Genomic DNA, 15011 nt, shown 5'->3' with positions numbered 1-15011 from the left:
ACACGCCGGTCGACCCGGCGGACAAATGCCTGACCTGCGGCAGCACGAGCCACTCGCCACGTGTCGGTGAGCGGAAGCCGCAGGACAGCCATCACCGAAACGCGGCTCAGCCGCCTTGGGCTCGCGTCACGATGGCTACCTCGCATACTTCCGCAGGAAGTCGTTCGTCTCGACGTCGTTGGAGTAGACGCAGACTCCCTGCATACCGCGCGTCAAGAGCACCTTGTAGGTGTTCCGGACCAAGCGATCGAACTCCGGGGCTTCAGCGCCTTTTACTGTGCGGTCGTAGGAGAAACCGCTGCGGGCGACCCACTTGCCATCCCGGATCACAAGGTCGTCACCGAAGATCGTGCCCGCCCAGTCGTACTCGAAACCCTGCGCCGTGTAGATGCAGCCGACTTGCCCGAAGCCCTCCGGCTCGGATGCCCACAAGGAAGCCGAAGGAAATCCTGGGACTTCGAACCCCTGCTTCGTGTTCCAGGGTCGACGCCAACCACCGATCTCCACATCGTCGACGAGTCGCAGCCGGCCCTCGACTTTGACCGGATCACTCCAGTCCCAGCAGAAGCCGGCCGCCATTCTCGCGGTGCCGGAAAAGGTCTTCGCCTGCCGGAGAAGCCAGTTCTCCAGTTCGTGCGGGGATCCGACCGAGTCGACCACGTACTCGTCTTCACTTCCGTCGACCAGTTCCGACCAGGACACCGGCGGTTCGGAACCGAGCCCCAGCAAGCGCACGACCCATTCGTCGAAGCTCGCCGAGCCTCCGCACCGGTACTGGCCATCCAGGTCGATCTCGATGACATCGCAGTCCTTGATGTCGGCGATGGCGAGGATGTCCGCCTTCGTTCCGATCTCGCCGGGACGCACGACCTGGTGTTCGTCGAGCAGGAAGAGCGGCACCTTGGCGACATCGATGAGCTGGTCGATCTGGCTGCGCACCTTCCCGTGCAACCGGGCGGGCATGCCACGGACACGGTGCGCTTCGTCGCAGATCAGGACATCCAGCGCGTCCTCCGGCGCGGAGCCGAACTCGTTGAAGTACTTGAAGATCTTGCCGTATCGATCGTCGTCACCGGTCACCTTCTCCCGCAAGGTCTCGGTGAACGCCTTCGAGCCGGTCGCGTGCAGCGCTTTTCGCTTCTGCCTCGCGAGAGCGGCGAGGAGTGTCACCGCGATGGCGCTCTTCCCGGAACCCGGGCCACCGTTGACGACGACGACCTTCTTCCGCTTCGTCCCATCAGAGTCCGCTTCGGCCACGGCGTCGAGCACTGTCTTGTAGGCAACCTGTTGTTCGTCCAGTAGCACGAATTCGTCTCTGGCGGCCAACGCGTCCGAGGCGGTCTTCAGCAGATTCCGCGCGGGGGCCGGGGAAGCGGAAATCAATTCATGAGCGGCGGCCACCGCCGCTCCCGCCGTGGCCGGATCCTTGTCGAGCAGCGACCACAGATCCGCGACCAGATCCCCCTGCAGGTCCGACGTGTAGAGCTGACCGAAGTCGTCGTACTCGAACTGGTCCAAAGTCCAGTCGACACCGCGAACGGCGTCGTGCATGTACGCGATCCCCTTGATTTGACCGGGGATCCGCGCGAACGCGGGGACGAAGTCGAGTAGCTGACGGCAGTACCGCCTGACCTGTTCCGCGGGATGGAGGTCAGGTTGTTTTTTGCCATGGGAAGTCCACACCAGGTCGGTGCCCAGCGACTCCGCCTTCTTCCACTGCTTCAGCTCGACGAGTACATAGGAGGGCTTCCCGGTCTCCGGATGGACTCCGCAGAGAATGGCATCCACCCTCTTCGGGCTGTACGGAAGCCGGTACTCGACCAACACCTGCACGTGCCCGAGGCCCGCAGCACACAAGGTATCGGCGAGCACCGGGAGGCTGTTCCTCCAGGAGCCGAGCTCACCGCCTCGTTCGGACGCTTTGTAGGGGATGCCCACATGCTTGGCGAGATCCATGAAAATGCGCTCGTGCCGAAGTTCTCCGCGCAGGTCATGCGCGGTCTTGATGACCGGCAAGCCACCCTCCCCAGGGCCGTTCCCGTCGTTTGGGCCTCTCGCACTATTGCGTGAAGGCAAGAATCACTCTAGCGGGTTATGATCGACTGCTGGGGAGCACTCGGGCGCCCCTGCGCCCCGGGGAGGGACGAGTGGCTCTTGCACGCGGCGGCGCGGCCGATCTCTTGATCGAAGCCCGCGCGGGACGGCTGCACAACCGATTGCAGGAACAAGCCGGGTTCGTGCTCGGCGGCAGAGTCGGGACCAGCGAGGTGGCTTCCTGGCAGAAGAGCCTGCCTATCGTGTTGACGGATCTCGTGGACGCCGGTCTCGGCGACGTCGAGGTGCTCTTCGAACATCAGCTACCGCACAGCAAGCAGCGCATCGATGTCGTGCTCTGCGGCGTTCACCCTCGTTCCGGGGACAGTTCCTTCGTCTTCCTCGAACTCAAGCAGTGGTCCAAGGCCGAGTCCTATCTGTCCGAGGTGATCAACATTCCCGGACTCGGGGGGAGACACCTCCATCCCGCCGAGCAGGTGCACGGATACCGGGAGTACTTCGTGGACCACACCCCCGCGCTGGTCGAGCGGCCTCAGGCCGTCCACGCGGTGGCGTACCTGCACAACGCACGGCGCACGGACGTGTCCGGCCTTCTCCAGGACAATCCCCGCCCTACCAGCCGACTGTTCACCATGGACGACAAGGCGGCGCTGGGAGAGCACCTCAACGCCGTGCTCGATGCCGACGCCGCCCGGCAGTCGAATGTCGCAGCGGGCGATGAATTGAGCGGGTTCGCGCATCGCCCTACCAAGCCGTTGCTCGATCTGGCCGCGGCCGAGATCAAGGATCGCGAACAGTTCGTTCTTTTGGACGAACAGAAGGTCGCGTACGAACTCGTCCTCCGCGCGGTGGAGCGTTCCCGGGCCGCGCAGACTCGCACGGTCGTGATCGTCGAAGGCGGCCCGGGTTCGGGCAAAAGCGTGATCGCGCTGAGCCTGCTCGGCGAACTGGCCCGCCGGGGACTCGGAGTCCACCACGCGACCGGCTCGCGATCGTTCACCATGACCATGCGCAAGTACGCGGGCCGTGGCAGCAAGCGGGTTCAGGGCTTGTTCAAGTATTTCAACACCTACGTCGGTTGCGAGCCGCGCGAACTGGACGTCCTGATCTGCGACGAAGCCCACCGCATCCGAGAAAAGGGCACTGACAGGTATACGAAGAAGGAGAAACGCGACCGCGCGGACCGGCAGGTCAACGAACTCATCAACGTCGCGACCGTTCCAGTCTTCCTGCTCGACGAACACCAAGTGGTGCGCCCTGGCGAGATGGGCTCACTCAAGGAGATCGCCACCGCGGCTGAGTCGCTCGGCTGCCGGGTCGAGATCGTCCGCCTTCACGACCAGCTGCGTTGCGGTGGCTCAGTCTCGTATGACACTTGGGTAGCGCGGCTTCTCGGCCTCGGCACCAGCGAGCGACCGATTCCGTGGAGCAAGCTCGCGGGCCCGCTCGACGAGGGCGTCACTCTGAGTGCCGCGGCCTCTCCCGAGGCGCTCGAGTCCTGGATACTGCGGCAACGGTCGGAGCACGGCGGAGTGGCGCGTCTGTCAGCCGGCTTCTGCTGGCCGTGGAGCGACCCGGTCGACACTCCGGACGGCGCACGCCTGGTGGACGACGTCCAGGTCGGCACCTGGAAACGCCCTTGGAACGCGAAGGGCGACGGCAAGAAGGCAGTACCCGGCGTTCCGGAATCCAGCTACTGGGCCACGGACGAGCGCGGCTTCGACCAGGTGGGCTGCATCTACACCGCCCAGGGATTCGAGTACGACTGGTCGGGCGTGATCTTCGGCAAGGATCTCGTACGCCGCGACGGAATGTGGCACGCGGTGCGCGAGCACTCCAAGGACTCGGAAGTCAGGAAGGCCGACGAACTGCACTTCGGCGCCCTGATCAAGAACACGTACAAGGTCTTACTCACTCGCGGGATGCGCGGGACAGCCATCTTCTCGGAAGACCCCGAAACCCAGGAATTCCTGGAGGAGATGACCCGATAGCCGATCTGACCTGGCTCGATCAACGACCCGCGGGGCGGCCGTCGGGGTCGGTCATCGTGATGGCCCCGCCCTGCGCCTTCAGCACGACGTCCGCGCGGTACTTCCCGTCGCCCAGGGCGGCGAGAGTACCGAGGCTGACCATCCGCGTGGTGGCACCGTCGCGGTCGAAAACCAGCAGATTGCCGTCCTGGACGTAGTCGCCGCTGTGCGTGCCGTCGCCCTCGACCGTGACGGGCCTGCCGAATTCGCGTTCGATTCGCGCACCGGAGGCGGGGCCGGTGAAGACCTGCACTGACGTCCAATCACCGGGCGCCAGTTCCTTGAGGGGCCGCGAGCCGCCAGACCTGGCGAGGTCGCCGATCGATTTCTCCAGGCTGTCGTCGAATTCCACTGTCACTCCTGGGGCGCTCGTGCCGCAGCCCGCCACGAGAGCGAGAAGGGCGAGCAGAGTCACTATCAAGCGCATGGTCAGTATTGGTCCGGAGTCGCCGAGGGTTGACCGGGGTCGTGGTCGTCATCGCGCCCTGGATTGTCCGTGGGCCAAGGCTTGTTCTTGGTTTCGCGGGTCTCGCCAGGAGTCGATTCGCTGGACGATACCAGTGTGTCGTTTTTATCGATGACCACCATTTTGCCGTCCTTGACCGCTTGTTCGACCAGGTTCGCCAACTGTTCGGGGCTGGCGTCCGGGTTGGCTTTGGCGATCGAGCGACCGACTTCGTTGTTGTGCAGGTCCATGGCCACCGGGACATGGTGCCTGGTCGGGTTCCGCTCGTGCGCGGTCGCGAAGTCGCGGGCCCATTCCTCTCCGTACCGCTGCGTCATCATCGCGTTCCAGTAAGCATGGCGGAAAGCGTCGGCGTGCCCGTCGGTCCCGCCCTTGCCCTCGAACTTGCCTTCGGCGATATGCAAGGCTTCCTGTCGGATGTCGGCGAGCTCTTTGAGTCCGAGTAATCCCTTGCGCATCTGCAGATCGTCGAGCAACTTCGCCTCGGCTTCGGTGACCTTCTCCTTCTTGAAACCCGCCTGTTCTGCGATCCAGCCGGTCAGGCCGCTCGGCCACACTGTCGTGCCGTCCGTTTTGACCTGGTATTTGCCAGGAGATCGCGGTGCCGCTGTCCGTCGGCGATGCGGTCTTCGCCTGCGGCGGCAGCCGCAGGCAGCGTCGTCGCACCGGCGTCTCCGATCTCGCCGGCAGGGGCCAAGATGGCTTCCACTTCGACTTGCAAGAGCACGCTGGAGAGAAACCCTGTGGAGTTCTCCGTCTCGACGACCTTGCCATTGTCTATCCGGAAGCCGTTCTTGGCCGCGAAATCCTCCGTCGTTTCGAGACTGCGCACCAAATCGCGCACAGCCCGCTCCGTGTCATCGATGATCTTCACGGCCGCGGACAACCGCGCGGCGAGGTCCTCGAGTTCCTGGCATCGGGCGCGAAGGTTCCCGGCCGCCGCCTCCGCCGCTTCCCCTGCCCACCCGGCCGGCTTGGCACCGTCGAGCTCGTCCTGCAGGCCGAGCACCTGCCGGTTCTGCGCGGCCAGGTGATCACCGATCTGCCCTATCCCGTCGGCTTTCCATTGGCTGACATCGACCCAGGTGACCATCAGCGGCCACCCGCGCCGTCGAATCCCTGCTCGCCCACGCCATCTTGAGCCCGGTACGCGGACGCGGCGGTGGTCAGCGATGCCGCGCAGGAATCCACGCCCCCGCCCATACGCCGTCTTCGCGAACTCTGAGCCGGTCAGGGCGCTGGAAAGCGCCGCCACCCGTTCCAGATCCAGCTCTCGCACGATTCCTGCGGCACCACGCGTTCAGGATCCGGCGATGGTCCGGATTCCGGTGATCAAGCGGTCGACGTGGTCCGTGGTCGTGCCGATCCCGATACTCGCGCGCACCGCGGTCGGCGCGGTCGTGCCCGCCTGTTCCAGCAGCCGTCGGGTGAACGGGTGGGCGCAGAACAGGCCGTCGCGGACGCCGATGCCGAACTCCGCGGCAAGTCTCGTGGACACCGTGCGCGTCTCGACACCGTCGACGGTGAAGGAGACGATGCCCAGCCTGTCCGGCCAGCGGCCGCCCGCACCCAGCACCCGGACCGCGGGGATTTCCGCTAAGGCGTCGTGCAACCGGGTCATCAGGGTGTCCTCTTCGGACTGGACTTTGTCCAGGTCCGCCGCCGCGAGGGTGTCGCACGCGGCGGCAAGGGCCACCGCGCCGATGACGTTCGGGGAGCCAGCTTCGTGTCGCGCGGCACCGGTCGCCCAGTCGACCTGACCGGGTGCGTCCCCAACGTGCGCGGTGGCTCCGCCACCCGCGAGGTACGGCCGCGCGCTGTCCAGCCAGTCGGTCCTGCCCGCGAGCACGCCGGTTCCGAACGGGGCGTACAGCTTGTGGCCGGAGAAAGCCACGTAGTCGAGGCCGAGGGCGGTGATGTCGATCCGCCGGTGTGGCGCGAGTTGGGCGGCGTCCACCGCGATGCGGGCGCCGAAGTGGTGGGCGGTGGCGGCGAGTTCGGCCAGCGGCCAGACCTCACCGGTCACATTGGACGCGCCGGTGACGGCTAGCAGTATCGGACGCCCGGAGCCCAGCCCGGTGAGTACCTCCGCGACTGCCGAAACCGCCCCCTCGGGTGATGACGGCGCCGGGAGCCGGATGACTTCGTTCCAGGGCAAGAGGTTCGCGTGGTGTTCGCCTTCGAACGTGACGGCCACGGTACCCGGCGGCACGACATGCGCGAGCAGGTTCAGGGCGTCGGTGGTGTTGCGGGTGAACACCACCTCGTCGTCCGGGCGACAGCCGAGGAACGTGGTGACCGATTCGCGGGCGCGTTCGTACTTTTCCGTGCACAGCTGGGAAAGCGCACCCGCGCCCCGGTGCACGCTCGCGTAGTACGGGAGCAGTTCCCCCACCACATCGGCCACCTCGCGCAGGCACGGCGCGCTCGCCGCGTAGTCCAGGTTGGCATAGGCGATCTTCGTGCCGTCGGACAATCCCACCTTGACGTCGGAGCCCAGCACGCCCAGCGTGTTCCCACCCATCACGAAGCTCCTCCGCCGACCGGACCATCTGTCGCGTCCCATGATCGCAGCACTCTCACGGGGTGAACATCTCCTGCGCTGCCACGGACTACGAAAAAGTCCATGGTGAAGTAGCGATCGCGCAGCCGTTCTGCTCGAACCGCGTGGGACGGCGCGAGACGAGCGTGCGCAGATCGCGCCGGACGGGCATCGCGACCGGGCCCAGCCTTCGTTCCCATTCCGCCACCGGCCGCGCGCTCAGTGCCTTGGTGATCGCGTCCGGCAGTTCTTCTGGTGACGGAACGGGAATCTCCAGGACCGAGCACAGTGCCACGACGTCCTCGGTCACGATCGCGAGCAGGCCGTCGGCCGCCGCGAAAACACCGTCGACGGCGGCGGGCGATGGCTCGCGCAGCAGTGCGTCGGCTGCGCCGAGCAAGGACGTCGCGACCTCGCCGCCCCGGCCGAAGCGCTGACGTGCCACCAGCGCGGCCAGGATCCCTTCCGCCGAAACGAATCCGCCCGCGATGTCCACCATGATCATCAACGTCGGCCGCGGCGGCGCGCCTGCCGGGGCCAGTGCGTCCGCCAGCCCGGAATACGCCTGGACCATGTAGTCCGTTCCCGCGGGCGGGTTCTCCCCCAGCGCGTCGCCCCAGCCGGACGCGGTCGCGTACACGAGCCCGGGGTTCACCGCGTGCATCGTGGCCGCGTCCAGGCCGAGCTCGACGTCCTTGCCCGGCGCCCAGTTGTGCAGGAAGACATCGGCGTCACGGACCAGGTCCAGCACCTCGGCCCGTCCGGACGGCTGTTTGAAGTCGATCTCGGCGATCCGCTTGCCGTCGTTGAGCACCCGGAACTTCGCCGAGCAGTCACCAGCCATCGGCGGCATGCCCCGCAGGGGATCACCGCCTGGCGGCTCGATCCTGGTGACGGTCGCGCCGAGCAGCGACAGCAGCCGGGTGGCCATCGGACCCTGCACGCGCCGGGTCGACTCGACGATGTGGATCCCGGCGAGCGGCGGTCCGGTATCGGCGCCGGATCCGGGCGGCGCCGCCCGGCCTGCACGGAACGACCACGGAGGCGAGCCCGCGTCGGGATCGGCCCGCCGGTCCTCCACTGTCCTAACCGGACAGATGTGCATCCCGGTCGACGCGGCGATCGCGCGGATCTCTTCGAACGAGGAAGCCTCGGCCGCTTCGTGCAGCTCGCGCGGAAGCGACACCGACGCCCGTTCGTAGCGAAGAAGGAACGGCCGCCAGCCCTGTCCGACCGCGCGTTCCGGTGCTCCCAGAGAAGCCCAGAACCCTTGCCAGGCATCGCTGCTGAAGGCTTCGATCTCGAAGGCGACCCCGTCGGCGGAAACGAACGGCGGTCGCGCCGTCGATGGGACGCCCTCGGGTCCCTCGGGATCTTCGTCCGCGGTGGCGGCGGCGATGTACTGCGCGACCGCCATCATCGCGACGCGGTCCGCGCTCATCTCGATCCGCGACACGGGGTTTCCGCGCAGCTGGGCCAAAGTCGCGGCCAGAACGCCCTGGACGGCGGCCATCCCCGTGAGCACCGAAACGTAGTCGACGCCCAGCGGTCGCGGTTGTGCTTCGGACCGGCCGTGCAGTGCCATGATCCCGAAGTCGGCCTGCAGGAGGTTTTCCGGGAACGGGCCGAGCAGACCGGCCTCGACCGAAGCACCCGGCCCGCTCAGGCTCAGCACGCCGGGGCGCGCGGTACCGACGTCGGCGTCCAGCATCCGCAGCCTGTCGAGGGCTGTCCCGACGGCTGGGCCGGATCCGGCGCTCAGGACGCGGAAACCGTTCAGGGGAGAGGAAAAGGACACGGCGTACCTCCGGGTACTGCTACGGAAACGGCCTGGCGTCCGCGGGTCGCGGACGCCAGGCCGGAGGGTCCGATGGCGACGGACTACACCGGGACCGATTCCTCACGCGGTCGCGGCAGGGTGGCCGCCTTCCGGGCGGCGCGTCGCTTGATGACCCGCTCACCCCAGTTCATCAGCGGCCGTTCGATCAGGTAGTACGAGATCGTCGAAACGATGATCGTGCCGACCAGGGCGACCAGTTGCAGCTCCCAGAACCCGGTACCCGCCCGGATCATCATCAACGGCATCGGCTCCCCGTTGAAATAGGCGTCCGGCTTCTGCAGGTAGAAATGCATCACCGCGAACTGCCACAGGTAGATCCCGTAGGAGATCTTGCCGATGAACAGGATCACCCGGTTGGTGAACACCGCGCGGATGAGGCGCGACTCCGGTCCGGGCGCGACCATCGACAGCAACAGCGTCGCCGAAAGAATGGCCAGGAGTCCGTAGAAGATCCCGAGCGCGGTGAGACTGTAGTAGTCGTCCATACCGATTTCACTGCCGGGGCGGGCGCAGTTGATGAGCAGGCAGGTCAGCGCGATACCCAGGAACAGGACACGGTGACGGCCGGCGAAGGTGAGCAGTTTGGGCGCCTCGTTCGGCGACGCCTTCTGCAGCTCCAGCCAGATCGCGATGACCATGCCGATCGCGACCTCCGGCATCAGGCCCATCGGGTACCAGAACAGCGCGCGGGTGCCGAGGCCGTTCATCTGCGAGTACAGCAGCCAGGCGATACCGGCCGCGAACAGGAGCGGCACCGGGAGCATCATCCGGTACGCCCGCGCCCGCGCGGTCTTGCCACGGGAGGCGAACTTGAAGGTGGCCCAGGCCAGCAGCGGCAGCAGGAGATAGAACTGCGCCATGTCCGGCACCGTCCAGGTGATCTCCATGCCGTTGCTCCAGCCGTCCCAGTCGTAGATGTGCAGCAGCAGCATCGGACGGAGGACGTCCCACAGGTTTTCGACCTGCTGGAGGTTCAGCGCGACCAGCACCACGAGGTACATCACGTAGTACGCGGGGAGCAGGCGCAGCACACGCCGGATCACCGTGCCTTCGCGTTTGCGCGGGGTGCCGTTGATGATCGACTTCGCGAAGCCCTGGTAGACGAACATCCCCGTCAGCACGAAGAAGACGCCCGCGAAGATCTGCAAGCCGCCGGTGAAGAATCCGCCGACCGCGCTGGTCGAAGCGATCGTGCCGCCGAGTTCCTTGGTGCCCAGCACCCCCGCGATCATCGCGACGTGCGTGAAGAGCAGTGCCAGCGCGCAGACCCCGCGCAGGCCATCGACGGCGAGATAGCGTTGTTTGGCGGGCTTTGCCGCGGCTGCGGGCGGCCCGCCTTTCCGCGTTGTGGTAACGCTCATGTGTGCGTCCTTTCTCCCAAAAGCTATGGGGTGAACCGCGCTCGAGCCTTTCCACGCCACGCGGCGGAACCCAGACCGATATCCGTCTGCCCTGCTAGCTTCGCACCGCCGTATGGCCCCCGTCTTATCCCATTCTGCGACCCTTTTTCGGCTTTGTAAGTACATGAAGGCCCCCTTCCTTGCGTCCAGCGCAAGGAAGGGGGCCTTCATGTACTTACCGTGGCTGTCGCGCGCCTCAGGCGGCTTCTTCCTCCAGCCGTCGCGCGATGTCCGCCCGCAGGATCTTCTTGTCGATCTTCCCGATCGGGGTGCGCGGCATCGCGTCGACGATCACCAGCCGCTCCGGCAGTTTGAACCGGGCGACCCCGGCCGTCTCCATGACGTCGATGACGTCCCGCAGTTCGACCGAAGCGCCGGGCGTCGGCACGACGTAGAGACAGCCGCGCTCACCGAGTACCGGATCCGGCATCGCGACCGAAGCCGCCATCTCCACCGAATCCAGTTGGTAGGCGAAGGATTCGACCTCCTCGGCCGCGATCTTCTCGCCACCGCGGTTGATCACGTCCTTGGTGCGTCCTTCGACGACGACGTAACCGTCCGGGCGCAGCCGCACGACGTCACCGGTGCGGTACCACCCGTCCGGGGTGAAGGCGCGCTCGTTGTGCTCGGGCGCGCGGTAGTACCCGCGGATCGTGTACGGGCCGCGCGTGATCAGCTCGCCCTGCTCGTCCGATGGGACGGGATTCCCGTCAGGGTCGACCACCCGCAGTTCGTCGGCCGGGTTGATCGGGCGGCCCTGGGTGTCGCAGGTGACGTCGAACGGGTCGTCCAGCCGGGTGAGGTTGGTCAGCCCCTCCGCCATGCCGTAGCCCTGTTGCAGCGTGCAGCCGAACACCGAGCTGATCTGGCGCACCAGCTGGTCCTGCAGCCGCGCGGCGCCCAGGGTCAGCACCTCGAACGAGGACAGGTCGTGATGCTGGTCGGCCTCGCGGTACTCGAGCCAGCGCACCACGATCGCCGGTACCACCGACGTCACCGTGGCCCGTTCGGCTTCGATCGCGCCCAGCGAGTCACGAGCGGACGGCGACGGCGAGACGACCACCCGGCCGCCTGCCCACAGTACGCCGAGGATCGCGCTGAGCGGGTAGTTGTGCCCGAACGGCAGCACCGCGAGATACACCGACGAAGCGTCGAAGCCGAAAGCGTCGGCGGATCCGTCGACGTAGCAGGCGTAGTCGTCGTGGGTGCGCGCGATGAGCTTCGGCAAACCCGTGGTACCGCCGGAAAGGATCAGCAGCGCGACCGAGCGCGGGTCGGGTGCCGACGCGTCCAGTTCGGCGCGCGCCGCCGCGGGGTCCGGAGCCGGGAAGCACAGCGCGCGCAGGTCGACGTGGCCGTCACGGACGTCCCCGGCGACGATGACGTGCTCGATGGTCTCGGCCCCGGCGGCGATCCCGGCCGCCAGTTCCTGGTGGTCGAAGTCCTTCACGCGGTCCGGCACGGCGATCGCGCGCGCCTCGGACAGTTCGGCCAGATAGGACAGCTCGTGCCTGCGGTGCTGGATCAGCGCCATCACCGGGATCACGCCGAGCCGGAAGCACGCCAGCGTCAGCACGACGAACTCCCAGCCGTTGGGCAGCTGGAAGAGCAGCCGGTCGTCCGGCCGGAGTCCCAGGGCGCGCAACCGCTGGGCCGCACCGTCCACACGGGACAGCAGCTCGGCGTAGGTCAGCCGGAAGTCACCGTCGGTCAGGGCTTCGTCGTCCGGGGTCGCGGCCGCGGCGTCGACGAATCGCGAGGCGAGTGCCTGGCCCTTCCAGTGGCCTTCGGCGACGTACCGCGCGACGAGGTCTGCGGGCCAGGGGACCGTTCCCGCATGGCTCGGCTGGACAGGTTTCGAGGGCACGACGGCCTCCCTTTCTCGTGTGATCATCCGAAGCGCGCGGGCATGGTCTTGGCGCCGGAGACGAAGTTCGACTCGAGCCGGGTCACCGGTCCGGTCAGGCGCAGCCGGGACAGATGCGGCAGCAGCTCGGTCAGCAGCGTCGACATCTCCAGCCGGGCCAGGTGTGCGCCGAGGCAGAAATGCGGGCCGATACCGAAGGACAGGTGCGGGTTGGGGTCGCGGCCGAGGTCGAGCCGGTCCGGGTCGGTGAACACGGCGGGGTCACGGTTGGCGGAGGTGTAGTAGACGACGACCTTGTCGCCCTCGGCGATGGGCTGTCCGGCGATCTCCGTGTCCCGCAGTGCCGTGCGGCGGAACTGCATGATCGGGGTGACCCAGCGGATCAGCTCGTCGACCGCGGTGGCGATCGTCACCTCACCGGACACCAGCCGGTCGCGTTCGGCCGGGTTGGCCACCAGCGCCTCCATCGAACCGGAGATCAGGTGGCGGGTGGTTTCGTTGCCGGCGACCACCAGCAGCAGCCAGAAGCTGCAGAACTCCCGGTCGCTCAGGTGTTTCCCGTCGACCTCGGCGTTGACCAGCCTGCTGATCAGGTCGTCGGTCGGGTTCTCGCGACGGGACATGCCGAGCTTCATCGCGTAGGCGAACGCTTCGGCGAAGGTCTGCCGGTAGGCGTCGACGTCGCCGCCGCCGAACTCCGGGTCGTCGAAGCCGACCAGCGCGTTGCTCCAGCGGTAGAGCAGGTGCCGGTCCTCCGGCGGGAACCCGAGCAGATCGCACAGGACCAGGAGCGGCAGCTCGGCGGCGAAGTCGGCGACGGCGTCGAACTCCCCCGCCGCGGTGACCTTCTCCACCAGCCGCCGGGCGTGCCCGGCGATGCTCTCGCTGAGCCCGCGGACCGACTTGGGCGTGAACACGGTCGCGACCAGGCGGCGGATCCGGACGTGCTCCGGGCCGTCCATGCTGACCAGCAGCTGCCGGGTCTGCTTGAGGTCGCCCGGCGTCCGCGGGTCGGGCAGGAAGGCGCCCTTGGCCGCCGACGAGAACTCCTCCGGCCGCCGCGACACCGAGTAGACGTCGTCGTAGCGGGTCACCGCCCAGTAGCCGGAGCCGCGCAGGACGGTGCGGCCCGCGCTGGAATGCCGGGTCAGCAACGGTTCCGGGGTCCAGGCCACCGGTTCGGTCTCGCGGCGGCGGGCGAACTCCGCGTGCGGTACCCCGGCGGCGAACGTCACCGGATGCGCGATGTCGGGCCGTTCGATCCCGATCGCGGAGAAACTCTTGCGCAGCACGTCCTTGCGGAGCTTGCCGGTCGCCTCCCGGGGGAGCCGGGGGATGACGTGGTACGACCTCGGTGTCTTGAAGCCCGCCAAAGACTTGCGGCAGAACGGGTCCAGCAGCGCGAACAGGTCGGCGGGGGCGTCTTCGGCGACCTCGACGACGGCGGCCACCCGCTCGCCGAACTCGTCGTCGGGGACGCCGATCACCGCGACGTCGCGGACCACCGGATGGTTGAGCAGCACGGCCTCGATCTCGGCCGGGTACACGTTGACCCCGCCGGAGACGATCATGTCCTGCGCACGCCCCGTCAGATAGAGGAACCCGTCCTCGTCGAGCCGGCCGACATCGCCGAAGGTGAAGGTGCCCGGCTCCAGATGCGCGGACCGCGTCTTCTCCGGGGCGTTGTGATACGAAAAGCTCTGGCCTTTGACCCGCCGGATGAACACGCGCCCGGACTCGCCCACCGGTTGCGGCGTGCCGTCCTCGCCGAGGATCACGATCTCGTTGGGAGGCACGGCCTTGCCGACGCTACCGGGGTGCTCCAGCCAGTCGCGCGAGTCGGTGAGCGTGACCGCTCCGCCCTCGGTGGCACCGTAGTACTCCGTCAGGACGGGGCCCCACCAGTCGATCATCCGGCGCTTGACCTCCGGCGAGCACGGCCCGCCGCCGTGCCACACGCGGCCGAGGCTCGCCCCCGAGAACCGCGCGCGGACCTCCGGCGGAAGCCGCAGCAGGCGGATGAACTGGGTCGGCACGAGATGTGCGGCGGTGATCCGCTCGCGGTCGATGATGTCCAAAGTGGACTCCGGATCGAACGACCGGCGGATCACCAGCGTCGAGCCGAGCAACAGCCCGAGCAGCGAGAAGAACAGCTGCGACGAGTGGTACCAAGGGCCGTCGAGCAGGCACCGCTCACGCGAAGGGACGTCCAGGACGACATGCGCGTACCTGGTCAGTTTCGACACCCGGGAGAACGGCGCGCCGACGACGAAGAGGCCGTTCACCACGCCCTTGGGCACGCCGGTGGTCCCCGACGTGTACAACATCGTGGCGCCGCAGGTCTGTCCCTCGGGCTCGGCCGCGGACACCCCGGCCAGCAACGGTTCCACCGCTTCGAATCCGTGCTCGTCCGAGGAGCCGGTGACGAACAGCGTCGTGCACCCGCCGGTGGACTGGGCCACCGCGCGACCGGCGGTCTCGGCGTACGAGGGCTCGACGACCAGCGCCTTGCTCCCGGAATCCGAGACGATGTAGGCGATCTCCGGATCGGTGAGGTGCCAGTTGACCGGTACCACGGTGATCCCGGAGTGCAGGCACGCCAGGAGTACCTCGTAGGTCTCCCGGCGGTTGCCGAGCACACAGGCCAGCCGGTCGCCCTCGCCGAGCCCCCGGTCGCGCAGCAGGGTGATCCAGCGGTTCACCCGCTCCCCCAGCAGCCGCCAGCCGACAGCTCCGGCCTCGTCGACGATCGCGATCCCGGCCCCGTCGGCCGCGATGTGGTCGTTCAGTAGCGTCGGCATGACCTTTACC

At 67.4% G+C, this 15011-nt stretch carries 10 protein-coding genes; 1 reads left to right on the top strand and 9 read right to left on the bottom strand.

Annotation, left to right across the window (positions count from 1 at the left end; genetic code table 11):
• Positions 1-135 precede the first annotated feature (135 nt).
• A complete protein-coding gene (locus ACLJPX_RS13350; RefSeq protein WP_410600357.1) occupies positions 136-2016 on the bottom strand; it encodes a DNA/RNA helicase domain-containing protein in 1881 nt (626 codons plus the stop codon).
• Positions 2017-2147: 131 nt separating this feature from the next.
• On the opposite strand from ACLJPX_RS13350, the gene ACLJPX_RS13345 reads away from it, so the two are divergent.
• Positions 2148-4046 carry a DNA/RNA helicase domain-containing protein gene (locus tag ACLJPX_RS13345; protein WP_410600356.1) on the top strand — a complete coding sequence of 633 codons (1899 nt, stop codon included), beginning with the start codon at positions 2148-2150 and terminating at the stop codon, positions 4044-4046.
• Positions 4047-4065: 19 nt separating this feature from the next.
• Here the strand turns inward: ACLJPX_RS13345 and ACLJPX_RS13340 are convergent, their stop codons facing one another.
• The 8 genes from ACLJPX_RS13340 to ACLJPX_RS13305 all read right to left on the bottom strand — a co-directional run bounded on the left by ACLJPX_RS13340 (position 4066) and on the right by ACLJPX_RS13305 (position 15001).
• Positions 4066-4437 (bottom strand): hypothetical protein, encoded by a 372-nt coding sequence (locus ACLJPX_RS13340; RefSeq protein ID WP_410600355.1) that lies wholly within the window; start codon positions 4435-4437, stop codon positions 4066-4068.
• A gap of 77 nt (positions 4438-4514) precedes the next feature.
• Positions 4515-5108: a DUF6973 domain-containing protein gene (locus ACLJPX_RS13335; RefSeq protein WP_410600354.1), complete on the bottom strand. Its 594-nt coding sequence runs from the start codon at positions 5106-5108 to the stop codon at positions 4515-4517.
• A complete protein-coding gene (locus ACLJPX_RS13330) occupies positions 5090-5644 on the bottom strand; it encodes a hypothetical protein (RefSeq protein ID WP_410600353.1) in 555 nt (184 codons plus the stop codon). The genes ACLJPX_RS13335 and ACLJPX_RS13330 overlap by 19 nt, the downstream gene beginning before the upstream one ends.
• A gap of 207 nt (positions 5645-5851) precedes the next feature.
• Positions 5852-7075, bottom strand: a complete 1224-nt coding sequence (locus ACLJPX_RS13325) for an aminotransferase class V-fold PLP-dependent enzyme (protein ID WP_410600352.1) — start codon at positions 7073-7075, stop codon at positions 5852-5854.
• Positions 7076-7163: 88 nt separating this feature from the next.
• Positions 7164-8891: a CoA transferase gene (locus tag ACLJPX_RS13320; protein WP_410600351.1), complete on the bottom strand. Its 1728-nt coding sequence runs from the start codon at positions 8889-8891 to the stop codon at positions 7164-7166.
• An 83-nt stretch (positions 8892-8974) separates the two neighbouring features.
• Entirely contained in the window at positions 8975-10294 is a 1320-nt protein-coding gene (locus tag ACLJPX_RS13315; protein WP_410600350.1) for an acyltransferase family protein, read from the bottom strand.
• A 235-nt stretch (positions 10295-10529) separates the two neighbouring features.
• Entirely contained in the window at positions 10530-12200 is a 1671-nt protein-coding gene (locus ACLJPX_RS13310; protein WP_410600349.1) for a (2,3-dihydroxybenzoyl)adenylate synthase, read from the bottom strand.
• Between the two features lie 23 nt (positions 12201-12223).
• Positions 12224-15001: a cytochrome P450 gene (locus ACLJPX_RS13305; protein ID WP_410600348.1), complete on the bottom strand. Its 2778-nt coding sequence runs from the start codon at positions 14999-15001 to the stop codon at positions 12224-12226.
• Between the last annotated feature and the right edge of the window lie 10 nt (positions 15002-15011).

The organism is Amycolatopsis sp. lyj-90 (assembly GCF_046549035.1).
In the GTDB taxonomy this organism is placed as follows: Bacteria; Actinomycetota; Actinomycetes; order Mycobacteriales; family Pseudonocardiaceae; genus Amycolatopsis.
Note: the sequence above shows the minus strand (reverse complement) of the source record. Positions and strands in the feature narration are given on the sequence as shown.

What these genes read in the sequence shown, in the direction of transcription:
- ACLJPX_RS13330 (WP_410600353.1), bottom strand. Translation starts at nt 5,644, where the DNA reads ATGGTCACCTGGGTCGATGTCAGCCAATGGAAAGCCGACGGGATAGGG.
- ACLJPX_RS13325 (WP_410600352.1), bottom strand. Translation starts at nt 7,075, where the DNA reads ATGGGTGGGAACACGCTGGGCGTGCTGGGCTCCGACGTCAAGGTGGGA.
- ACLJPX_RS13305 (WP_410600348.1), bottom strand. Translation starts at nt 15,001, where the DNA reads ATGCCGACGCTACTGAACGACCACATCGCGGCCGACGGGGCCGGGATC.
- ACLJPX_RS13315 (WP_410600350.1), bottom strand. Translation starts at nt 10,294, where the DNA reads ATGAGCGTTACCACAACGCGGAAAGGCGGGCCGCCCGCAGCCGCGGCA.